The organism is Mycobacterium sp. 1164985.4 (assembly GCF_001668575.1).
Lineage (GTDB): Bacteria > Actinomycetota > Actinomycetes > Mycobacteriales > Mycobacteriaceae > Mycobacterium.
Genome location: NZ_LZMD01000061.1, coordinates 161,773 through 183,402, shown reverse-complemented (window position 1 = coordinate 183,402; position 21,630 = coordinate 161,773). Strand labels below are relative to the sequence as shown.

Here is a 21,630-nt window from a genome sequence, read left to right as displayed (position 1 = left end):
GGCTCCGCGCTCGGTGCTCGGTGAGCTGGCCGCCGAGGTATACGGACGGCCGTCCGAACGGCTGCGGGTCATCGGGGTCACCGGTACCTCCGGCAAGACCACGACCACTTATCTCGCCGAGGCGGGGCTGCGTTCGGCCGAGCGGGTGGCGGGGCTGATCGGCACTGTCGGAATCCGGATCGACGGACGCGATCAGGCCAGCGTCCTCACCACACCCGAGGCGCCGGATCTGCAGGCCCTGCTCGCGGCGATGGTCGAGCAGGGCGTCGACACCGTCGTGATGGAGGTGTCGAGCCACGCGCTCACACTCGGCCGCGTCGACGGCGTGCACTTCGCGGTCGGCGGGTTCACCAACCTGTCGCGTGACCACCTCGACTTCCACCCGACGATGCGGGACTACTTCGAGGCCAAGGCTCGGCTGTTCGATCCCGAATCCCGCAACCGCGCAGACCTTTCCGTGCTGTGCGTGGACGACGACGCGGGCCGGGAGATGGCCAGGCTGGCGCGCGATCCGGTGACGGTCAGCGCGACCGGTCGCGTCGCCGACTGGCGCATCGAGGACATCCGCACCGTCGATCGCAACGCGCAGGAGTTCTTCGCGGTGGACCCGGCGGGTGTGCACCACGGCCTGCGGATCGGGTTGCCGGGTCGCTACAACGTGGCCAACTGCCTGCTCGCGATCGCGCTGCTCGACGCCGTCGGCGTATCACCCGAGCAGGCCGCGCCGGGGCTGCGCGGCGCGACGGTGCCCGGCCGAATGGAACCCGTCGACCGCGGGCAGGATTTTCTCGCGGTGGTCGACTACGCCCACAAACCCGGCGCCCTGCAGGCCGTGCTGTCGACGCTGCGGGCGCAGACTGAGGGCCGGTTGGCGGTCGTGTTCGGTGCGGGCGGCAACCGCGACCCGGGCAAGCGGGGGCCGATGGGCCGCGTCGCCGCGGAGCTGGCCGATCTGGTGGTGGTGACCGACGACAATCCGCGCGACGAGGACCCGGCCGAGATCCGCGCGGCGATCGTGGACGGGGCGGTGGGCGAACAACGCAAGACCGAGGTCATCGAGGTCGGTGACCGTCGCGCCGCGATCGAGCACGCGGTGGCATGGGCGCGGCCCGGCGACGTGGTGCTCGTCGCGGGCAAGGGCCACGAGGCGGGTCAGACCAGCGCCGGGGTGACGCGCCCCTTCGACGACCGCGAGGAACTGGCGCGCGCCCTCGAGGGACGCCGGTCATGATCGACTACACGCTCGCCCAGGTCGCCGAGATCGTCGGCGGCCGGCTCACCGACATCTCCGAGGCCGACGCCGCGGCCGTCAGGGTCACCGGCACCGTCGAGTTCGACTCGCGGGCCATCACCCCCGGAGGTCTCTTCCTCGCCTTACCGGGAGCCCGCTCCGATGGACACGACTTCGCCGCTACGGCGGTGCAGGCCGGTGCGGCGGCCGTGCTGGCCGCGCGGCCGGTCGGGGTGCCCGCGATCGTCGTGGACCCGACGCCGCAGACCTCCGACCGCGCGGCCGGGGTGCTCGAACACGATGTCGACGGCTCCGGCGCGGCCGTGCTCGCGGCGCTGGCGAAGCTGGCCGGGGCGGTCGCCGCGGAGCTCGTCGCCGGCGGGTTGAGGATCATCGGTATCACCGGATCATCGGGTAAGACCTCCACCAAGGATCTGGTGGCCGCGCTGCTGGCCCCACTCGGTGAGGTGATCGCGCCGCCGGGATCGTTCAACAACGAGCTCGGCCACCCGTGGACGGTGCTGCGCGCGACGCGGTCCACCGACTTTCTGGTGCTGGAGATGTCGGCCCGCCATCGCGGAAACATCGCCGCGCTGGCCGCGATCGCACCGCCGTCCATTGCGGCGGTGCTCAACGTCGGCACCGCGCACCTCGGTGAATTCGGCTCACGTGAGGCCATCGCCGAGACGAAATCCGAACTGCCACAAGCGGTTCCGGTGCACGGCGCGGTGATTCTCAACGTCGACGACAGTGCGGTGGCCGCAATGGCCGCGAAGACCGCCGCGCGCATCGTGCGCGTGTCGCGGGAGCCCGGCGGCCGAGACGTGGACGTGTGGGCCGAGGCGGTCACGCTCGACGAGGTGGCCAGGCCGCGGTTCACGCTGCACGCCGGCGAGGAGCGGGTCGACGTCGCGCTGGCCGTGCACGGCGACCATCAGGTGTCCAACGCGTTGTGTGCGTCGGCCGTCGCGCTGGAGTGCGGCGCCTCCCTCGAGCAGGTGGCCGCAGCGCTGGCCACCGCCGGTCCGGTGTCCAAAAACCGCATGCAGGTCGTCACCCGCAGCGACGGCGTCACCGTCATCAACGACGCCTACAACGCCAACCCGGACTCGATGAGCGCGGGCCTCAAGGCGCTGGCGTGGATTGCCCGCGTGGGCCCACGCGCGGAGCGCAGGGGAGGTGGAGGCCGCCGTAGCTGGGCGGTGCTCGGCGAGATGGCCGAACTCGGAGACGACGCGATATCCGAGCATGACCGCATCGGCCGGCTGGCCGTGCGCTTAGATGTGTCACGACTCATCGTCGTCGGAACCGGGAGGACTATGAGCGCCATGCACCACGGCGCGGTGATGGAGGGATCGTGGGGTGCTGAGGCCACCATGGTCGCCGACGCCGACGAGGCGCTGGACCTCCTGCGCGCCGAACTTCAGCCGTCCGACGTGGTGCTGGTGAAGGCCTCGAACGCGGCCGGCCTCGGCGCGCTGGCCGACGCCCTGCTCGATATCGGACCCGCCGAAACCCGGGACCCGCACGCATGAGGCAGATCCTCATCGCCGTCGGCATCGCGCTGACGGTCTCGATCCTGCTCACTCCGGTACTGATCCGCCTGTTCACCCGCCAAGGCTTCGGCCATGAGATCCGCGAGGACGGGCCGCCCACGCACGCCAAGAAACGCGGCACGCCGTCGATGGGCGGGGTGGCGATCGTCGCCGGCATCTGGGCCAGTTACCTGGGCACGCACCTCGTCGGGGTCGTGATCGACGGCCGCGGACCGTCGGCGTCCGGCCTACTCGTGCTGTTTCTGGCCAGCGCGCTCGGCGTCGTCGGGTTCGTCGACGACCTGATCAAGATCCGGCGCTCGCGCAACCTCGGGTTGAACAAGACGGCCAAGACCGTGGGCATCCTGGCCGCCGCGGTGATCTTCGGCGTGCTCGCCCTGCAGTTCCGCAACGCCGACGGGCTGACGCCCGGCAGCGCCGAACTGTCCTATGTACGCGAGATCGCTACGGTCACACTGCCGCCCGTGCTGTTCGTGCTGTTCTGCATCGTGGTGGTCAGCGCCTGGTCGAACGCGGTGAACTTCACCGACGGGCTCGACGGGCTGGCCGCAGGCGCTATGGCGATGGTGTGTGCGGCGTACGTGCTGATCACGTTCTGGCAGTTCCGCAACGCCTGCGCCACCAGCCCGGGCCTCGGCTGCTACAACGTGCGCGATCCGCTCGACCTGGCGATCATCGCCGCGGCCACCGCGGGCGCCTGCATCGGTTTCCTGTGGTGGAACGCCGCGCCGGCGAAGATCTTCATGGGCGACACGGGCTCGCTGGCCCTCGGCGGCATCATCGCCGGGCTCTCGGTGGCCAGCCGCACCGAGATGCTGGCCGTCGTGCTCGGCGCCCTGTTCGTCGCCGAGGTCGTCTCGGTCGTCGTGCAGATCCTCGCGTTCCGGACCACCGGCCGCAGGGTCTTCCGGATGGCGCCGTTCCACCACCATTTCGAGCTGGTGGGGTGGGCGGAGACGACGGTGATCATCCGGTTCTGGTTGCTCACCGCGATCGCCTGCGGGCTCGGCGTCGCGTTGTTCTACAGCGAGTGGCTGACCACCGTCGGTGCCTGACATGACCGTCGAGCCGCTGCTACCGGGGGCGCGGGTGCTGGTGACCGGCGCGGGCCTCACCGGCCGCTCGGTCAGCGCCGTGCTCGAGCCCACCGGCGTGCGGCTGACGATCTGCGACGACGACCCGCTGGCCCTGCAACGGCTGATCACGCCCGCGAAGGTGGTCACCACCGCCGAAGCCGAGGCCACCATCGGCGAGTACGCGCTCGTCGTCACCAGCCCGGGGTTCGCCCCGACCACGCCGGTGCTGGGCGCGGCGGCGGCCGCGGGCGTCCCGATCTGGGGCGATGTCGAATTGGCCTGGCGGCTGGACCAGGCGGGCTGGTTCGGGCCGCCGCGGCGCTGGCTGGTCGTGACCGGGACCAACGGCAAGACCACGACCACGTCGATGCTGCACGCCATGCTGGTCGCCGCGGGACGACGGGCGGTGCTGTGCGGCAACATCGGCAACCCCGTGCTCGACGTGCTCGCCGAGCCGTCCGATCTGCTCGCGGTCGAGCTGTCGAGCTTCCAGTTGCACTGGGCGCCGTCGCTGCGTCCGGACGCGGGTGTCGTGCTCAACGTCGCCGAGGACCACCTCGACTGGCACGGCTCCATGGCCGCCTATGCCCACGCCAAGGCCCGCGTGCTCAACGGACGCGTCGCGGTTGCCGGGCTCGACGATCCGGTGGCGGCGGGTCTGCTGGAGACCGCGGCCGCGCCGACCCGTGTCGGTTTCCGGCTGGCGGAGCCCGCGCCGGGCGAACTGGGCGTGGCCGGCGGCACACTCCTCGACTACGCGTTCGGCGATCCGCCCGAGGGCGGATGGGCACTGGCCGACGCGGCGTCGATCCCGGTGGCCGGCCCCGTCGGGGTGCTCGACGCGCTGGGCGCCGCGGCGCTGGCCCGTGCGGTCGAGGTGCCGCCGGCGGCGATCGCCGACGGGCTGGCCGGATTCCAGGTGGGCAGGCACCGCGCCGAGGTCATCGGAACCGTCGATGGGGTCGCCTACGTCGACGACTCGAAGGCCACCAACCCGCACGCCGCACAGGCATCGATCGCCGCCTACCCGCGCGTGGTGTGGGTGGCCGGCGGCCTGCTCAAGGGCGCCTCGGTCGACGAACTGCTGGTATCGGTCGCGAATCGGCTGGTCGGCGCCGTGTTGATCGGCCGGGACCGGGCGCTGATCGCCGAGGCGTTGGCGCGACACGCCCCGGATGTCCCCGTCATCGAGGTTGTGACGGGGGAGGATTTTGGGGTGCAAGGGACAAATGGGTCGGATGTTAGTGCTGCTACTAGTGTGATCAGACTCGAAGGCCAGCCCTCCGGCGACGCGATCATGGCCGCAGTGGTCGGCGCCGCCCGCGACCTCGCTCGGTCCGGCGACACGGTGTTGCTGGCACCGGCGGGTGCCTCCTTCGACCAGTTCAGCGGCTACAGCCACCGCGGCGACGCGTTCGCCGATGCCGTGCGCGCCCTGACCCGGTAGCCGCCGATGACGACCATCCTGACCCGGCTGCGGCTCCGCAGGACGGGCGCCGAAGACAAACCGGCCGAACCGGTGTCCGCGGGCGTCGGGCCCCGGACTCGGGTCGGGGCGTGGCTGGGACGCCCGATGACGTCGTTCCACCTGATCATCGCGGTGGCGGCGCTGCTGACCACCCTCGGCTTGACGATGGTGCTCTCGGCGTCGGGGGTGTACTCGTACGACCAGGACGGCTCGCCGTGGGCCGTGTTCGGCAAGCAGGTGCTGTGGACGGTCATCGGGCTGTTCGGGTTCTACCTCGCGATGCGGATCCCGGTGCAGCTGATGCGGCGCATGGCGTTCTCGAGCTTTGCGCTGACGACCGTGCTGCTGATTCTGGTGCTGATCCCGGGAATCGGCACCGTGTCCAACGGTTCCCGCGGCTGGTTCGTGATCGCCGGATTCTCGATGCAACCCTCCGAGCTGGCCAAGATCGCCTTCGCCATCTGGGGCGCGCATCTGCTGGCCGCGCGCCGCATGGAGCAGGCCACGCTGCGCGAGATGCTGATCCCGCTGGTGCCCGCGGCCTTCGTCGCGCTGGCGCTCATCGTCGCCCAGCCCGACCTGGGGCAGACGGTGTCGCTGGGCATCATCCTGCTGGGCCTGCTGTGGTATGCCGGCCTGCCGCTGCGGGTGTTCCTGTCCTCGCTGTTCATGGTCGTGGTGTCGGCCGCGGTGCTGGCGATGGCCGAGGGCTACCGGTCCGCGAGGGTGCAGTCCTGGCTGAACCCCGCCGCCGATACGCAGGGGTCGGGCTATCAGGCCCGGCAGGCCCGGTTTGCGCTGGCCAACGGCGGCGTGTTCGGCGACGGTCTCGGCCAGGGCGCGGCCAAGTGGAACTACCTGCCCAACGCGCACAACGACTTCATCTTCGCGATCATCGGCGAGGAGCTCGGCTTCATCGGCGCAGGCGGACTGCTGTGCCTGTTCGGGCTGTTCGCCTACACCGGCATGCGAATCGCCCGGCGTTCGGCCGATCCGTTCCTGCGCCTGCTCACCGCCACCGCGACGCTGTGGATCATGGGCCAGGTGTTCATCAACGTCGGCTACGTGGTGGGCCTGTTGCCCGTGACCGGGCTGCAGCTGCCGCTCATCTCGGCCGGTGGAACCTCAACGGCGACAACGCTTCTGATGATCGGCATCATGGCGAGCGCGGCGCGCCACGAACCGGAGGCGGTCGCGGCGCTGCGGGCCGGGCGCGAGGACAGGGTCAACAGCCTGCTGCGGCTGCCGCTGCCGGCAGCGTATGTGCCGCCGCGGATCGAGGTGGCCAGGGAGCGGCTCGGCAGGCGCGGCGCCGAACGCTTGGGCAAACCCGGCAAGGCCAAGCGCGCCCGGGCTCCCAAGCCGGCGGCGAAGCAGGCGCCCAAGCCCGCACGCAAACGCCAGACGGCCGGTAAGCCCGTCCGGGCGGCAAGGCATCATGGAGGCGGCCGCGCGGAGAAAAGCCGCCGGCGCGCACTGGAAGGTCAGCGTTACGGGTGAACGACACGGGTTCCGTCCCTCGGCGGCCGGGGGACGACCGGGGAGTCTCCGTGGTCCTCGCGGGCGGCGGCACCGCGGGACACGTCGAACCGGCGATGGCGGTGGCCGACGCGCTGACCGACCTCGTCCCTGACGTGCGGATCACCGCGCTCGGTACCGAGCGCGGGCTGGAGACCCGGCTGGTGCCCGAGCGCGGATACCACCTCCAGCTCATCACGCCGGTGCCGCTGCCCAGGAAACTCTCCGGAGACCTGCTGCGGCTGCCCCTGCGGGTGCGGCGGGCGGTGCGGCAGACCCGGACGGTGCTCGACGAGGTCGGTGCCGACGTCGTGATCGGCTTCGGTGGTTACGTCGCGCTGCCCGCCTACCTGGCCGCGCGCAGTGTGCGCCGCAGCCGACGGGTGCCGGTGGTGGTGCACGAGGCGAACGCGAGCGCGGGCTGGGCCAACCGGGTCGGCGCCCGCTCGGCGCTCCGCGTGCTGTCGGCCGTCGCCGACCCCGGACTCGGCAGGCCGGCCGAGGTGGTCGGCGTGCCGGTGCGTGCGGCGATCACGTCGCTGGACCGCATGGCCCTGCGTGACGAGGCCCGTGCCCACTTCGGTTTCGCGCCCGAGGCCCGCGTGCTGTTGGTGTTCGGCGGATCGCAGGGGGCGCAGTCGCTGAACCGAGCGGTCTCGGGGGCCGCCAAAGATCTTGCCGCGGCCGGTATCTCGGTGCTGCACGCGCACGGTCCCAAGAACACCCTCGAGTTGCGCGAGCCGGCCGACGGTGACCCGCCGTACGTTCCCGTCCCGTACCTGAACCGGATGGACCTCGCCTACGCCGCCGCCGACGTGGCGATCTGCCGCTCCGGGGCGATGACGGTCGCCGAACTGACCGCGGTCGGGCTGCCCGCGGTGTACGTCCCGCTGCCGATCGGCAACGGCGAACAACGACTCAACGCGCTGCCGGTGGTCAACGCCGGGGGCGCGCTGATGGTCGACGACGCCGACCTGTCGCCGGCCTTCGTCGCCGAGACCGTCGTCGATCTGCTCACCGACACCGGCCGGTTGCAGACCATGACGGCGGCCGCTGCGCTGGCCGGGCACCGCGACGCGGCCAGACGGGTCGCCGAGATCGCGTTGGAAGTCGCGCACGCCGAGAGCCGAAAGAGGCTGCGGTGAAACCGAAGTCGTTACCCGAGGAGTTGCAGCGCGTGCACATGGTCGGCATCGGGGGTGCCGGCATGTCGGGTATCGCACGCATCCTGCTGGACCGTGGCGGGCTGGTATCGGGTTCGGATGCCAAGGAGTCGCGGGCGGTGGCCGCGTTGCGGGCCCGCGGCGCCGCCATCCGGATCGGTCATGACGCCTCCTCGCTGGACCTGCTGCCGGGCGGGCCGACGGCCGTCGTCACCACCCACGCCGCCATCCCCAAGACGAACCCCGAACTGGTCGAGGCGCGTCGACGCGGCATCCCGGTGATTCTGCGGCCGGTGGTCCTGGCCAAGCTGATGGCCGGCCACACCACGCTGATGGTGACCGGGACGCACGGAAAGACCACGACCACCTCGATGTTGATAGTGGCGTTGCAGCACTGCGGTTTCGACCCGTCGTTCGCGGTGGGCGGCGATCTCGGGGAGGCGGGCACCAACGCGCACAACGGCAGCGGTGACTGCTTCGTGGCCGAGGCCGACGAGAGCGACGGCTCGCTGCTGGAGTACCACCCCGACGTCGCGGTGGTGACGAACATCGAGGCCGACCATCTCGACTTCTTCGGTAGCGCCGAGGCCTACGGAGCCGTTTTCGACGATTTCGTCGAACGGCTCAAACCCGGTGGCGCGCTGGTGGTCTGCACCGACGACCCCGGCGCCGCGGCGCTCGCTGAGCGCACCGCCGAGCTGGGCATCCGGGTGCTGCGCTACGGCAGCGACCCGAGCCTCCCGCTGCAGGGCACCCTGTTGAGCTGGGAGCAGCATGACACCGGCGCGGTGGCGCACATCCAGTTCGCCGACGAATCGCACCCACGCGTGATGCGCCTGGCGGTACCCGGACGACACATGGCGCTCAACGCGATCGGCGCGGTGCTGGCGGCCATCGAGGCCGGCGCGCCGATCGACGCCGTGCTCGACGGGCTGGCCGGATTCGAGGGCGTGCGCCGTCGCTTCGAGCTGGTCGGTGAGGCCAATGGCGTGCGGGTCTTCGACGACTACGCGCACCACCCGACCGAGGTGCGGGCGACGCTGAGCGCGCTGCGCACCGTCACCGAACAGGCCGGCGGCCGGTCGATCGTCGTCTTTCAACCTCATTTGTATTCGCGCACACAGACATTCGCTCGCGAGTTCGGCCAGGCTCTCGACGGCGCCGACGAGGCCTTCGTGCTCGACGTCTACGCCGCCCGCGAACAGCCGATCGCCGGGGTCAGCGGCGCCAGCATCGTCGAGCACATCAGCGTGCCCGGAACCTATGTGCCCGACTTCTCCGCGGTGGCGGCGCGGGTAGCCGAGGCCGCCGCGCCGGGTGATGTCGTGGTGACGATGGGTGCGGGTGATGTCACGATGCTCGGCCCGGAGATTCTCACCGCGTTGCGTATCAAGGCCAACCGGAGCACACCGGGGTCGCGATGACCGGTCCGATCGACCCCAACGCGGCCGAGGAGGCACAGGAGTCCCCGGACCCTGCCGAACCGTCGGCCGAGGAGACGCCGCAGGCCGGCGAGACATCCGCCGCCGCACCGGATTTCGAGGGGCCGCGGCGACGGGCGCGCCGGGAACGTGAGGAGCGCCGCGCCGCCCAGGCCCGGGCAATGGCGATCGAGCAGGCACGCAGGGAAGCCAAGCGGCGGGTGATGGGCAAGCCTCCGGGAGACGGCAGAAAGCTGCGGCGCGGAACGGTACGCGGCCTGAAGGTGCTGATGTGGTCGGCATTGATCAGTGTCATCGTCGTCGGGCTCGGGCTGCTGCTGTACTTCACGCCGGTCATGGCGGTGCGCAACACCGTGGTCACCGGCGTGGGTGCGGTGACGCAGGAGGAGGTCGTCGCGGCGGCCGCCGTCGCGCCCGGCACGCCGCTGCTGCAGGTCAACACCGACAGCGTGGCCGAACGGGTGGCCGCGATCCGGCGGATCGCCAGCGCGCGCGTCCAGCGTCAGTACCCGTCGACACTGCGGATCACCGTCGTCGAGCGGGTACCGGTGGTGGTCAAGGACTATCCCGACGGGCCGCATCTGTTCGACCGCGACGGCGTCGACTTCGCCGTCGGGGTGCCGCCGCCGGGCGTGCCATACATCGACACCGACAATCCCGGTCCCAACGATGAGCCGACCAAGGCGGCGCTTCAGGTGATGACGTCGTTGCGCCCGGAGGTCGCCGAGCAGGTCGCGCGCATCGCGGCGCCCTCGGTCGCGGCCATCACCCTGCAGCTCTCCGACGGTCGACAGGTGGTGTGGGGGACCACCGACCGGACCGAGGAGAAGGCGCTCAAGCTCGGCGCTCTGCTCACTCAGCCGGGCAAGACCTACGACGTGTCGAGCCCCGACCTGCCGACCGTGAAGTGACCTGCCACTCGATCGGCGCTGGAAGTTGCGCGAAAAATTTGTCGCGCGTGTCGGCGCGCCTGCATCGCTAGGTCGCGACCTCGCCCTACCGTTCTGGTTGCGCGGAACAACTTGACATAACTATAACCCTCTGGTTGAGGTTTAGGGTTTGCCAAAACTCGGCGTGTCGTCGGACAACCTGGGAGGAAGGGATCGCAATGACCCCCCCACACAACTACCTCGCCGTCATCAAGGTGGTCGGCATCGGTGGCGGCGGAGTCAACGCCGTCAACCGGATGATCGAGCAGGGCCTCAAGGGCGTGGAGTTCATCGCCATCAACACCGACGCGCAGGCGTTGTTGATGAGCGACGCCGACGTCAAGCTCGACGTCGGTCGCGACTCCACGCGTGGGCTCGGCGCCGGAGCCGACCCCGAGGTGGGGCGCAAGGCCGCCGAGGACGCCAAGGACGACATCGAGGAACTGCTGCGCGGCGCCGACATGGTGTTCGTGACGGCGGGCGAGGGCGGTGGCACCGGCACGGGCGGTGCGCCGGTGGTGGCGTCGATCGCGCGCAAGCTCGGCGCCCTGACCGTCGGCGTGGTGACGCGTCCGTTCTCCTTCGAGGGCAAGCGGCGAAGCAACCAGGCCGAGAACGGGATTCAGGCGCTGCGCGAGAGCTGCGACACCCTGATCGTCATCCCCAACGACCGGCTGCTGCAGATGGGCGATGCCGCGGTATCGCTGATGGACGCGTTCCGCAGCGCCGACGAGGTGCTGCTCAACGGCGTGCAGGGCATCACCGACCTGATCACGACGCCTGGCCTGATCAACGTCGACTTCGCCGACGTCAAGGGCGTGATGAGCGGGGCGGGCACCGCGCTGATGGGTATCGGTTCGGCCCGCGGCGACGGCCGCGCCCTCAAGGCCGCCGAGATCGCGATCAACTCGCCGCTGCTCGAGGCCTCGATGGAGGGCGCGCAGGGCGTGCTGCTGTCGGTGGCCGGCGGCAGCGACCTGGGCCTGTTCGAGATCAACGAGGCCGCCTCGCTGGTGCAGGACGCCGCGCATCCCGAAGCCAACATCATCTTCGGCACGGTCATCGACGACTCGCTCGGCGACGAGGTACGGGTGACGGTGATCGCGGCCGGCTTCGACTCCGCCGGCCCGGGACGCAAACCGGTCGTGAGTCCCGCCGAGGGGCAGGGCATCACCCCGGGCAAGGCGGGCAAGGTGAGCACATCGCTGTTCGAGCCCGCGGATCCGGCGAGCGTGCCGGTGCACACCAACGGCGCGACGGTCAGTATCGGCGGGGACGATGACGACGACGTCGACGTGCCGCCGTTCATGCGCCACTGATCCGGCAATACTGGCGACCGTGACGGTTCGCATACGGCGCGTGACCACGACACGGGCCGGCGGCGTCTCCGCGCCGCCGTTCGACACCTTCAATCTCGGCGACCATGTCGGCGACGATCCGGCCGCGGTGGCCGCCAACCGAAAACGGCTCAGCGGCGCCATCGGTCTGGGCGACGACGGAATCGTGTGGATGAATCAGGTGCACAGCGATCACGTCGTCGTGATCGACGAGGCCACCGACCGACCCGTCGACAATACTGACGCATTGGTCACCGCGACACCGCGATTGGCTTTGGCGGTGGTTACCGCCGACTGCGTTCCCGTTTTATTGGGCGACGCGCGCGCCGGAGTGGTGGCCGCCGTGCACGCCGGACGTGTGGGTGCCCAGAAGGGCGTCGTCGCCCGCACGGTGGAGGCGATGCTGTCGCTCGGCGCGCACCCCGAGGACATCTCGGCGCTGCTCGGGCCCGCGGTCAGCGGACGCAATTACGAGGTCCCCGAAGCCATGGCCGCCGAGGTCGAGACCACGTTGCCCGGCAGCCGCACGACGAGTGCGAAAAACACCCCCGCCCTCGACTTGCGAGCCGGAATCCACACGCAGCTAACGAGTTTGGGCGTCACCGCCATCGATGTCGACCCGCGATGCACGGTCGAGGACCGCAACCTGTTCAGCCACCGCCGCGACGCCCCGACCGGGCGCCTGGCCTCACTGGTGTGGATGGAGTGAGCGAGGCCATGCCGTCGTCCCGCGAACTCGAACTGACCGAAGCGCTGACGGCCGTGCGGGCGCGGCTCACCGCGGCCGCCGAAGCCGCGGGACGCGATATCGCCGAAATTGAATTACTTCCTGTGACCAAATTCTTTCCCGCCGACGATGTCATTATTCTGCGCCGTTTGGGGTGTGAGGCTTTTGGCGAGTCACGCGAACAGGAAGCGTCGAATAAAGTCCGCGAAATCGCGTCGAATCCGGATATCGGTCCCATTCGCTGGCACATGGTCGGACGCATTCAGCGCAATAAGGCGCGCTCCATTGCCGGATGGGCGTATGCGGCGCACTCGGTCGACAGCCGCAAATTGATCGACGCGTTGAGCGGAGCGGCGTCCGCGGCGCTCGAGGACGGCAGCCGCGCCGAACCGCTGCGCGTCTTCGTCCAGCTGAGCTTCGACGGTGACGAGAGCCGCGGCGGCGTCGACATCAACAAGCCCGAATCCGTCGACGAGTTGTGCGCCGCCGCGCACGAGGCTCCGGGGCTGGAGTTCACCGGGCTGATGGCGATCCCTCCGCTCGGCGAGGACGCGGACACGGCGTTCGCGCGGGTCAACGCCGAGCTCAGAAGGGTCCAGGCCGGCTACCGCCAGCGCCTGGAGCTGTCGGCCGGGATGTCGAACGATCTGGAAGCGGCGGTCAAACACGGCTCGACATGTGTGCGTGTCGGTACCGCGTTATTGGGACAACGTCCTCTACCGTCACCAGAAGTAGTCACTCCAGTCACATCTTCATCACAGACACCAGAGTCCAGGGCATGAGAAGGGTCGAGCGATGAGCACACTTCACAAGGTCAAGGCGTACTTCGGTATGGCCCCGATGGATGACTACGACGACGAGTACTACGAGGACGACGAGCGCGGCGCCTCCCGTGGATATTCGCGCCGTAGTCGAGACGATCGCTTCGACGACGATGGTTACGGCCCGGGCCGTGGCTACGACGACCGCGATTACGACGACGCCCCTGGCGGTTATCGCGGCTACGAGGACCGGTTCGAGCCGCGGCTGCGCGCACCGCGCGAGTTCGAGCGGCCGGCGCCGCGGTTCGCCCCGATGCGCGGCGCCACCCGAGGCGCGCTCGCGATGGACCCCCGCAGGATGGCCGAGTTGTTCGAGGCGGGCAGCCCGCTGTCGAAGATCACCACGCTGCGGCCCAAGGATTACAGCGAGGCCCGCACGATCGGTGAGCGGTTCCGCGACGGCACCCCGGTGATCATGGACCTGGTCTCGATGGACAACGCCGACGCCAAGCGCCTCGTCGACTTCGCCGCGGGCCTGGCCTTCGCGCTGCGGGGTTCGTTCGACAAGGTCGCCACCAAGGTCTTCCTGCTGTCGCCCGCGGACATCGACGTCACCGCCGAGGAGCGGCGCCGCATCGCCGAGGCGGGCTTCTACTCCTATCAATAGGTCGGGCCACAGACGGGTAGGCTGGCGTCGCGCTCGGGCTTGAGCAGCCTCAGAGCGCGATTGCCTGTATCAAGCCTGTAGTAAAAGTCACATCTGTGCCCGTAGTGAGGACCGTCGGCGTTGTCGCTCTTCTTCGAGATCCTGGGCTTCGCCCTGTTCATCTTCTGGCTGCTGTTGATCGCGCGGGTCGTGGTCGAGTTCATCCGGTCGTTCTCCCGGGACTGGCATCCGAAGGGCGCGACCGTGGTGATCCTGGAGATCATCATGACGGTGACGGATCCGCCGGTGAAACTGCTCCGGCGGCTTATTCCCCAGCTCACGATAGGTGCGGTGCGCTTCGATCTGTCGATCATGGTGCTGCTGCTGGTCGCGTTCATCGGCATGCAACTGGCGTTCGGCGCGGCCGCCTGAGACCGCGCACTCGGCCGGCGTTTGCCCGCAGGAATTCGAGCGGAGAAATCGTCGCCGCCCGTGCGGCCTTGTTTGAAATTCGCTCTTAATTTCATCCTCTTCTGCAACGGCCGCGGCTGGTGTGACAGGATGGACGCCAGTTACGTTCCACCCACGCTCTACACTTTGAGACCGGTTGACTGTCCAGACTTCATAGGGGGCGACAATGCCGCTCACACCCGCCGACGTTCACAATGTCGCGTTCAGCAAGCCACCCATCGGCAAGCGCGGCTACAACGAGGACGAGGTTGACGCGTTCCTCGATCTGGTGGAGAACGAGCTGACGCGGCTCATCGAGGAGAACGCCGATCTCCGGCAGCGCGTCGCCGAACTGGACCAGGAACTGGCCTCGGCCCGCTCCGGCGGCTCCGGACAGTCGACCCAGGCCGTGCCCGTCTACGAGCAGCCCGCCCCCGAGCCTGCCGCCGCGCCGACGCCGCAGCCCGCTTACGAGGCACCGTCCGCGCAGGCCAGCGAGGACCAGGCGCTCAAGGCGGCCAAGGTGTTGAGCCTCGCCCAGGACACCGCGGACCGGTTGACCAGCACCGCCAAGGCTGAGTCGGAGAAGCTGCTGGCCGATGCGCGCGCACAGGCCGACGCCCTGGTGAGCGAGGCGCGGCAGACCGCAGAGACCACGGTCGCGGACGCTCGTCAGCGGGCCGACGCGATGCTCGCCGACGCGCAGACCCGCTCCGAGGCGCAGCTGCGCCAGGCGCAGGAGAAGGCCGACGCCCTGCAGGCCGACGCCGAGCGCAAGCACTCCGAGATCATGGGCACGATCAACCAGCAGCGCACCGTGCTGGAGGGTCGCCTCGAGCAGCTGCGGACCTTCGAGCGTGAATACCGCACCCGCCTCAAGACCTACCTGGAGTCTCAGCTCGAGGAGCTCGGCCAGCGCGGCTCGGCCGCGCCCGTCGATTCGAGCGCCGGAAACGACGGCGGCGGCTTCAATCAGTTCAACCGGGGAAACAACTGAGCCGGCTGTCACCTAGGGTTGATCAATGCTGATCGTTGCGCTCGTCCTCGCTGTCATCGGCCTCGCGGCGCTGGTGACCGCGGTCGTCACCAGCAATGAATTGATTGCCTGGGTCTGTATAGCGGCCAGCGTGATCGGTGTCGTGCTCCTGATCGTTGATGCGGTCCGGGAGCGGTCGGGCCGCAAGGCCGAGACCTCCGACGAGGCGCACACCGAGGCCGAACCGGAATACTACGAGGACTACCCCGAGGACCAAACCGTCGCCGAGCAGCAACCCGAGTACGCCGACGCCGACGAAGAGACCACGGTCGTCGAACAAGCCGACTCCGGCGAAGACCGCCGTTAATCCCTTGGTGCAGAACCGGATTCGTCCGGTGAGAGCAGTTCGCGCACTTCGTCGTCGCTGACTTGATGAAAGTCGGCGAACACCTGGCCGACGGCCTCGAATCCCGGCGGCATGGTCGCGCAGACGACGTCGTCGGCTTCCTTGGCCAGTTCCCCGCACGCCGAGGCCGGCCCGACCGGCACCGCGACGACGACGCGGCCCGGCTTCTGGGCCCGCACGGCACGCACCGCGGCGAGCATGCTGGCGCCCGTGGCGATGCCGTCGTCGACGAGGATCACGGTCCTGCCCGTCAGATCGGGCGGCGGCCTGTCGCCCCGGTACGCGCGCTCGCGGCGGTTCAGCTCGTCGGTCTCGCGGGCGATCGCGGCCTCGATCGCCTCGTCGCCGATGTCGAGGCTGCGCACCAGGTTGTCATTGATGACGACGCCGCCCCCGCTGGCCAGCGCCCCCATGGCCAGCTCCTCCCACTGCGGCACACCGAGCTTGCGCACCAGAAACACGTCGAGCGGCGCGTGCAGCGAGCGGGCCACCTGCGCGGCGACCGGCACACCGCCGCGCGCTAGTCCGAGAACCACCACATCCTGACCGCGGTAGGACGACAGTTCACGGGCCAAGACCTCGCCGGCGTCGCGGCGGTCCTGATACACGCGCCTGCTGTTTCGGCGGGCGAGCCCGCTCCATCCGGTCATCACAGTCGATTCGATGTCGAGACCTTGTCAGCCTACGACCGTGGGTACCCCACCCGGACGCAATCCATCGGCGCGACGGCGACGAATATCGGGGTATGGGGATCGAATACGAGGGCGTGGTCGAGCACCCGCTGGACGAGGTGTTCGCCTGGCACGCACGGCCGGGCGCGATGCGGCGGCTCGTCCCGCCGTGGCAGCCGATGACGGTGGTCACCGAAGCGCAGTCACTGGCCGACGGGAAGGCGGTGCTCGGGCTGCCCGGCGGCCTGCGTTGGATCGCCCGACACGATCCGGCGCGCTACGACCCGCCGCACCGCTTCGTCGACGTGCTGTCCTCCGACGGCCCGACGTCCTGGCCGCCGCGCCTGGTCGGCCGGTGGACGCACACCCACTCGTTTGAGGCGGTGCCCGGCGGCACGCGAGTGCACGACCGCGTCGAGGCGCCGGTGCCCGCGGCCGCGTTGCGACCGATGTTCGCCTACCGGCATCGCCAACTCGCCGACGATCTGTCCGCCCACCGCGACGCCGCCGACGCCGGGCTCGCGCCGCTCACCGTCGCGGTCAGCGGGGCATCGGGGCTGGTCGGATCCGCGTTGACGGCCTTCCTGAGCACCGGCGGGCACCGGGTGATCCGGTTGGTGCGACGGCCCGCTGCTGGGCCGGACGAGCGACAGTGGGATCCCGCGCGAGCCGAACCCGGGCTGCTTGCCGGGGTGGACGCGGTCGTACACCTGGCCGGTGCGTCCATCGCGGGACGGTTCAGCGACGCGCACAAGGACGCGATCCGCACCAGCCGCATCGAACCGACCCGCCGTCTCGCCGAGGCGGCGGCGCGTGCCGAAGACGGACCGCGGGTGTTCGTCAGCGCGTCGGCGGTCGGCTTCTACGGTTTCGACCGCGGTGACGCGGTGTTGACCGAGGGGAGCGTGCCCGGCGACGGCTTCCTCGCCGACGTCGTCCAGAACTGGGAAGCGGCGACGGCGCCGGCCGCCGAGGCGGGGCTGAGGGTCGTCACCGTCCGCACGGGCATCGTGCAATCCGCGCGCGGCGGCACCTTGCGGCTGATGCGGCCGCTGTTCGCGGCGGGACTGGGCGGCCGGTTGGGCAGCGGCCGGCAGTGGCTGGCGTGGATCGCGCTCGACGACCTGCTCGACGTCTATCACCGCGCGCTCTACGACGCCCGGCTGACCGGTCCGATCAATGCCGTGGCGCCCCATCCTGTGCGCAACGCCGACTACACCAGGACGCTGGCGCGGGTGATGCGGCGTCCCGCCGTCTTACCGGTGCCGTCGTTCGGCCCCCGACTACTGCTCGGAGAGCAGGGCGCCCGCGAACTCGCCGAAGCCAATCAACGTGTTCTGCCCACCGCGCTGCAGGCGGTGGGACACCGCTTTCGCCATCCGTCGCTCGACGGTGCGCTCGCTCACGAACTCGGACACGCCTGAGGACAACGCGGGCCACGAAGCCCTGCACGAGGCGGCGTACCCGGGCGGCCGCGTCGTCTGCGAATTCGTCTGTCGCGCAACGTAGTTGGTCATGGGTAAGGCCGAAGGCGGCGACCTCGCCGTGATCGTCGTCGGCCAGCCAGATGTCCAGCAGTTTGCCGTCGACCTCGGGATGGAACTGCAGCGCAAGCGTGCGGCCGAGCAGGAACGCCTGGGACGCGTCAGCGGTGCGGGCCAGTTCGACGGCGCCCGGTGGCAGTGTCCAGCGATCGTAGTGCCATTGGAACCAGCGACCGCCCGGCACCAGTTCGGGGTCGGCGGACTCGACGTCATACCAACCGATCTCGGGTGAGGGCGATCGCGTCACCGTCCCGCCGAAGGCCTGGGCCAGCAGCTGCCCGCCGAAGCAGATGCCGAGGATCGGGACGCCTGCGTCGGCGGCGCGGCGCATCATCGCCATCTCCTCGCCGACCCAGCTGCTGCGCAACGCGTCGTCGTAGACGGGCCAGCGCGCGCCGAGCGGCACGAGCGCGTCGTACGCCGTCGGGTCGGGGAAGATCACGTCGCCGGCCGGAGAGTCCACGCGGTCGGCTGGTACGACCTCGAAGGTCTGCACGTCGAAGCCCGCGTCGGCGAAAGCCTCGCCCAGCAGCGCCTCGGTCGCGAGGTGCTCGTTGTAGAGGAACAGGACTTTCGCCGTCACGCGGCCATTATTCCGCGCGTAGATTGGTCGCCCAGCGGGCATCCCACGGGGTGTCTGTTCTGGCCGAATGGTTTCTCACCGCCGGTGAACGCGGCAACCCCAGTTGGGAGTTGCCGGCGTGGAGCGAGGGCAACCGGGCCGAGGCTTTGATTCACGGCGCGTCTTACTTCGATCGGCTCGTCACGGAGGTGGAGAAGCTCGGCTCCGGCGATCACCTGTTCTTCGCCGACTGGCGCGGGGATGCCGACGAGCGGTTGCGCGAGGAGGGCCCGACCGTGGCCGAGCTGTTCCGCGCGGCGGCCGACCGTGGCGTGCTCGTGAAGGGTTTGATGTGGCGGTCGTATCCGAATCGCTTGCAGTTCAACGAGGAGCAGAACCGCCACCTCGCCGAGACCATCGAACGCGCGGGGGGAGAGGTGTTGCTCGACCAGCGGGTGCTGGTCGGCGGATCGCACCATCAGCGGCTGGTGCTGCTGCGCCACCCCGACGAACCCGAGCGTGACGTGGCGTTCATCGGCGGTATCGATCTGTGCCACAGCCGCCGCGACGACGCGTCACACCGGGGCGACCCGCAGGCCGTGCAGATGTCGGCCCGGTACGGGAAGCGCCCCCCGTGGCACGACGTGCAACTCGAGGTGCGCGGTCCGGCCGTCGGCGCGCTGGACGTCACCTTCCGCGAACGGTGGACCGCACGGGCACCGCTGGATCTGTTCAACCCACTCGCCTGGTTGCGAGACAAATTCGGTGGCGATTCGCGACGGCGCCCGCTTCCGGAGCAGCCACCGGATCCGCCGTCCTGCGGGCCGCACGCGGTGCAGGTGCTTCGCACCTACGGTGACGCGTTGATCGAATACGAGTTCGCCAAGGAGGGGGAACGCAGCATCGCGCGTGGCTACACGAAGGCGATCCGGCGCGCCCGGCGCCTGATCTATCTCGAGGATCAGTATCTGTGGTCCGAGGAGGTGGCGAACCTGCTCGTCGGTGCGCTGACCGAGAACCCCGAACTGCATCTGGTGGCCGTGGTGCCGCGCTATTTCGACCTCGAGGGTGGTCTTGGCCGCCCGCCGACACTGGTGGGTCGTCAGCTGGCGCTCGATGCGTGCCGACGTGCCGCACCGGACCGCGTGCACGTCTTCGATGTCGAAAACCACGAGGGCACACCGGTTTACGTACACTCGAAGGTGTGCGTCATCGACGACACCTGGGCGTGCATCGGCAGCGACAACTTCAATCGGCGGTCGTGGACCCACGACAGCGAACTGTCGTGCGCGGTGCTCGACGCCGACGACACGTTCGCGCGTGACCTTCGGCTCCGGTTGCTGCGCGAGCACCTCGACCGGGCCGACGACGGCAGCGAGGACCAGGGCCTGATCGACCCCGTCACCGCCGTCGACGAGATCGTGGAAAGCGCACGGTCTTTGGAGGAGTGGCACCAATCGGGCCGCCGCGGGCCGCGGCCACCCGGCCGGTTGCGGCCCCACGAGGCAGAGCGAGTGGATCCCCTGACGCGGTTATGGGCCGAACCCGCCTATCGGATGATCTTCGACCCGGACGGTCGCTCGTACCGGGACCGGCTGCTGAGGCGTCGGCCGTGAACGCCGAGGAGTGGTTCCTCACCGCCGAGGAGCGCGGTAACCCCGCATCGGACCTCCCGGCGTGGTGCGACGGCAATCGTGTCGAACCGCTCGTGCACGGCTCAACCTATTTCGACCAGCTCGCCACCGAGGTGGAGGCGCTCGAACCGGGCGATCATCTGTTCTTCACCGACTGGCGTGGCGACCCCGACGAGAAGCTGCGCGACGACGGTCCGACGATAAGCGAATTGTTCTGCCGCGCAGCACAACGCGGTGTGATCGTCAAGGGGCTGGTGTGGCGGTCACATCTGGACAAGCTGGCCTACAGCGAGGAGGAGAACCGCCATCTCGGTGAGCGCATCGAGGAGGCCGGCGGAGAGGTGCTGCTGGACCAACGGGTGCGCATCGGCGGTTCCCACCACCAGAAGCTCGTCGTGATCAGGCATCCCGGCCGGCCGGAACGCGACGTGGCGTTCGCCGGTGGCATCGACCTGTGCCACTCGCGCCGTGACGACGCCTCACACCGGGGCGACCCGCAGGCCCTGCAGATGTCGGCCCGCTACGGGGAGCACCCGCCCTGGCACGACGTGCAGTTGCGTCTGCAGGGGCCCGTTGTGGGCGCACTGGACATGACATTCCGCGAGCGGTGGAACGATCCCGCCTCGCTGGACATGCTGAATCCCTTGGCGTGGCTGCGCGACAAGCTCCGCGGCGCGGACATGACGGCCGAACCGCTGCCTGAGCAACCCCCGGATCCGCCGCCGTGCGGCCCGCACCGAGTCCAGGTGTTGCGGACCTACCCGGACGCCCACTTCGCCTACGACTTCGCACCGACCGGCGAGCGCGGCATCGCACGGGCCTACAGCAAGGCGGTGCCGCGTGCCCGCCGGCTGATCTACCTGGAGGACCAGTACCTGTGGTCGAAGCGGGTGGCCAATCTGTTCGCCTCCGCGCTGCGGGACAACCCCGGGCTGCATCTGGTCGCGGTGGTGCCGCGATATCCCGACGTCGACGGCCGGCTCGCCCTGCCGCCCAACCAGGTCGGCCGCTGGCAGGCCCTCGAGACGTGTCACCGCGCCGCGCCGGACCGCGTGCACGTCTTCGATGTCGAAAACCACCAGGGCACACCGGTGTACGTGCACGCGAAGGTGTGCGTGATCGACGACGTGTGGGCCTGTTCGGGCAGCGACAACTTCAACCGGCGGTCATGGACCCACGACAGCGAGCTGTCCTGCGCGGTGCTCGACGAGGAGGGTGAGTTCGCCCGCGACCTGCGGTTGCGCCTGATGCGTGAGCACCTGGACCGTGCCGACGACGGAAGCGAGGACGGCGGGCTGGTCGACCCGGCCACCGCCGTGGACGAGATCATCGCGGCCGCACAGGCGCTGGAGGACTGGTACGCCTCCGGTCGTAGGGGACCGCGACCGCCGGGTCGGCTGCGTCCGAACAAGGCCGAGAGACTCGGGTTGTTGACGCGGTTGTGGGCAGAGCCCGCGTACCGGTTCATCTACGACCCCGACGGGCGGTCGTACCGCGACCGGCTGAAACGGCGGCTGTGAGCGGGCTGCGCGC

General features: G+C 69.8%; 19 protein-coding genes and 1 pseudogene. 18 read left to right on the top strand and 2 right to left on the bottom strand.

Annotated elements, in window-relative coordinates:
* The 15 genes from A5650_RS12035 to A5650_RS11965 all read left to right on the top strand — a co-directional run.
* Nucleotides 1-1,231 (top strand): UDP-N-acetylmuramoyl-L-alanyl-D-glutamate--2,6-diaminopimelate ligase (locus A5650_RS12035; RefSeq protein WP_067291028.1); only part of this gene is annotated, 1,231 nt, incomplete at its 5' end.
* Complete coding sequence (locus A5650_RS12030) at nucleotides 1,228-2,766, top strand: UDP-N-acetylmuramoyl-tripeptide--D-alanyl-D-alanine ligase (protein WP_067290987.1); 1,539 nt, start codon at nucleotides 1,228-1,230, stop codon at nucleotides 2,764-2,766. The genes A5650_RS12035 and A5650_RS12030, both read left to right, overlap by 4 nt.
* Nucleotides 2,763-3,842, top strand: coding sequence for a phospho-N-acetylmuramoyl-pentapeptide-transferase (gene mraY / locus A5650_RS12025; protein ID WP_067290984.1), 1,080 nt, complete (start codon nucleotides 2,763-2,765; stop codon nucleotides 3,840-3,842). The genes A5650_RS12030 and mraY overlap by 4 nt, the downstream gene beginning before the upstream one ends.
* The gene (gene murD / locus A5650_RS12020; RefSeq protein ID WP_156744103.1) at nucleotides 3,835-5,310 is read left to right on the top strand and encodes a UDP-N-acetylmuramoyl-L-alanine--D-glutamate ligase; all 1,476 of its coding nucleotides are present in this window, start codon (nucleotides 3,835-3,837) and stop codon (nucleotides 5,308-5,310) included. The genes mraY and murD overlap by 8 nt, the downstream gene beginning before the upstream one ends.
* Nucleotides 5,311-5,316: 6 nt before the next feature.
* Nucleotides 5,317-6,831, top strand: a complete 1,515-nt coding sequence (gene ftsW, locus A5650_RS12015) for a putative lipid II flippase FtsW (protein WP_067290978.1) — start codon at nucleotides 5,317-5,319, stop codon at nucleotides 6,829-6,831.
* A gap of 95 nt (nucleotides 6,832-6,926) precedes the next feature.
* The gene (gene murG / locus A5650_RS12010; RefSeq protein ID WP_231992600.1) at nucleotides 6,927-7,994 is read left to right on the top strand and encodes an undecaprenyldiphospho-muramoylpentapeptide beta-N-acetylglucosaminyltransferase; all 1,068 of its coding nucleotides are present in this window, start codon (nucleotides 6,927-6,929) and stop codon (nucleotides 7,992-7,994) included.
* Between the two features lie 38 nt (nucleotides 7,995-8,032).
* Nucleotides 8,033-9,436 carry a UDP-N-acetylmuramate--L-alanine ligase gene (gene murC / locus A5650_RS12005; RefSeq protein WP_067291025.1) on the top strand — a complete coding sequence of 468 codons (1,404 nt, stop codon included), beginning with the start codon at nucleotides 8,033-8,035 and terminating at the stop codon, nucleotides 9,434-9,436.
* Nucleotides 9,433-10,365 carry a cell division protein FtsQ/DivIB gene (locus tag A5650_RS12000; RefSeq protein ID WP_067290972.1) on the top strand — a complete coding sequence of 311 codons (933 nt, stop codon included), beginning with the start codon at nucleotides 9,433-9,435 and terminating at the stop codon, nucleotides 10,363-10,365. The genes murC and A5650_RS12000 overlap by 4 nt, the downstream gene beginning before the upstream one ends.
* 197 nt (nucleotides 10,366-10,562) lie before the next feature.
* Nucleotides 10,563-11,702, top strand: a complete 1,140-nt coding sequence (ftsZ, locus tag A5650_RS11995) for a cell division protein FtsZ (protein ID WP_067089734.1) — start codon at nucleotides 10,563-10,565, stop codon at nucleotides 11,700-11,702.
* A 19-nt stretch (nucleotides 11,703-11,721) separates the two neighbouring features.
* Complete coding sequence (gene pgeF, locus A5650_RS11990; protein ID WP_067290969.1) at nucleotides 11,722-12,429, top strand: peptidoglycan editing factor PgeF; 708 nt, start codon at nucleotides 11,722-11,724, stop codon at nucleotides 12,427-12,429.
* An 8-nt stretch (nucleotides 12,430-12,437) separates the two neighbouring features.
* Nucleotides 12,438-13,229, top strand: a complete 792-nt coding sequence (locus tag A5650_RS11985) for a YggS family pyridoxal phosphate-dependent enzyme (RefSeq protein WP_067291021.1) — start codon at nucleotides 12,438-12,440, stop codon at nucleotides 13,227-13,229.
* A 13-nt stretch (nucleotides 13,230-13,242) separates the two neighbouring features.
* Nucleotides 13,243-13,875, top strand: a complete 633-nt coding sequence (locus tag A5650_RS11980; RefSeq protein ID WP_067089739.1) for a cell division protein SepF — start codon at nucleotides 13,243-13,245, stop codon at nucleotides 13,873-13,875.
* 120 nt (nucleotides 13,876-13,995) lie between these two features.
* A complete protein-coding gene (locus A5650_RS11975; RefSeq protein WP_067089743.1) occupies nucleotides 13,996-14,286 on the top strand; it encodes a YggT family protein in 291 nt (96 codons plus the stop codon).
* Between the two features lie 205 nt (nucleotides 14,287-14,491).
* Entirely contained in the window at nucleotides 14,492-15,301 is an 810-nt protein-coding gene (wag31, locus tag A5650_RS11970; protein WP_067290966.1) for a DivIVA-like cell division protein Wag31, read from the top strand.
* Nucleotides 15,302-15,326: 25 nt separating this feature from the next.
* On the top strand, nucleotides 15,327-15,647 hold the full coding sequence (locus A5650_RS11965; RefSeq protein ID WP_067290962.1) for a hypothetical protein: 321 nt from the start codon (nucleotides 15,327-15,329) through the stop codon (nucleotides 15,645-15,647).
* On the opposite strand, the gene A5650_RS11960 is transcribed toward A5650_RS11965, so the two are convergent.
* Nucleotides 15,644-16,336 (bottom strand): phosphoribosyltransferase, encoded by a 693-nt coding sequence (locus A5650_RS11960; protein WP_067290959.1) that lies wholly within the window; start codon nucleotides 16,334-16,336, stop codon nucleotides 15,644-15,646. The two genes, A5650_RS11965 and A5650_RS11960, sit on opposite strands and share 4 nt — an antisense overlap.
* A gap of 95 nt (nucleotides 16,337-16,431) precedes the next feature.
* Here A5650_RS11960 and A5650_RS11955 point away from each other — a divergent pair, with 95 nt between their 5' ends.
* Entirely contained in the window at nucleotides 16,432-17,781 is a 1,350-nt protein-coding gene (locus A5650_RS11955) for a TIGR01777 family oxidoreductase (RefSeq protein ID WP_067290956.1), read from the top strand.
* Between the two features lie 4 nt (nucleotides 17,782-17,785).
* On the opposite strand, the pseudogene A5650_RS26420 reads toward A5650_RS11955, so the two are convergent.
* A pseudogene (locus A5650_RS26420) lies at nucleotides 17,786-18,526 on the bottom strand (type 1 glutamine amidotransferase); the annotation flags it as partial.
* 8 nt (nucleotides 18,527-18,534) lie between these two features.
* On the opposite strand from A5650_RS26420, the gene A5650_RS11945 reads away from it, so the two are divergent.
* Together A5650_RS11945 and A5650_RS11940 are read left to right on the top strand one after the other, a co-directional pair.
* Nucleotides 18,535-20,079 (top strand): phospholipase D family protein, encoded by a 1,545-nt coding sequence (locus A5650_RS11945; protein WP_067290945.1) that lies wholly within the window; start codon nucleotides 18,535-18,537, stop codon nucleotides 20,077-20,079.
* The gene (locus tag A5650_RS11940; protein ID WP_067290943.1) at nucleotides 20,076-21,617 is read left to right on the top strand and encodes a phospholipase D family protein; all 1,542 of its coding nucleotides are present in this window, start codon (nucleotides 20,076-20,078) and stop codon (nucleotides 21,615-21,617) included. Before A5650_RS11945 ends, A5650_RS11940 begins: the two co-directional genes overlap by 4 nt.
* Nucleotides 21,618-21,630 lie beyond the last annotated feature (13 nt).

What these genes read in the sequence shown, in the direction of transcription:
- A5650_RS12030 (WP_067290987.1), top strand. Translation starts at nt 1,228, where the DNA reads ATGATCGACTACACGCTCGCCCAGGTCGCCGAGATCGTCGGCGGCCGG.
- mraY (WP_067290984.1), top strand. Translation starts at nt 2,763, where the DNA reads ATGAGGCAGATCCTCATCGCCGTCGGCATCGCGCTGACGGTCTCGATC.
- ftsW (WP_067290978.1), top strand. Translation starts at nt 5,317, where the DNA reads ATGACGACCATCCTGACCCGGCTGCGGCTCCGCAGGACGGGCGCCGAA.
- murG (WP_231992600.1), top strand. Translation starts at nt 6,927, where the DNA reads ATGGCGGTGGCCGACGCGCTGACCGACCTCGTCCCTGACGTGCGGATC.
- murC (WP_067291025.1), top strand. Translation starts at nt 8,033, where the DNA reads ATGGTCGGCATCGGGGGTGCCGGCATGTCGGGTATCGCACGCATCCTG.
- A5650_RS12000 (WP_067290972.1), top strand. Translation starts at nt 9,433, where the DNA reads ATGACCGGTCCGATCGACCCCAACGCGGCCGAGGAGGCACAGGAGTCC.
- ftsZ (WP_067089734.1), top strand. Translation starts at nt 10,563, where the DNA reads ATGACCCCCCCACACAACTACCTCGCCGTCATCAAGGTGGTCGGCATC.
- A5650_RS11985 (WP_067291021.1), top strand. Translation starts at nt 12,438, where the DNA reads ATGCCGTCGTCCCGCGAACTCGAACTGACCGAAGCGCTGACGGCCGTG.
- A5650_RS11980 (WP_067089739.1), top strand. Translation starts at nt 13,243, where the DNA reads ATGAGCACACTTCACAAGGTCAAGGCGTACTTCGGTATGGCCCCGATG.
- wag31 (WP_067290966.1), top strand. Translation starts at nt 14,492, where the DNA reads ATGCCGCTCACACCCGCCGACGTTCACAATGTCGCGTTCAGCAAGCCA.
- A5650_RS11965 (WP_067290962.1), top strand. Translation starts at nt 15,327, where the DNA reads ATGCTGATCGTTGCGCTCGTCCTCGCTGTCATCGGCCTCGCGGCGCTG.
- A5650_RS11960 (WP_067290959.1), bottom strand. Translation starts at nt 16,336, where the DNA reads ATGACCGGATGGAGCGGGCTCGCCCGCCGAAACAGCAGGCGCGTGTAT.
- A5650_RS11955 (WP_067290956.1), top strand. Translation starts at nt 16,432, where the DNA reads ATGGGGATCGAATACGAGGGCGTGGTCGAGCACCCGCTGGACGAGGTG.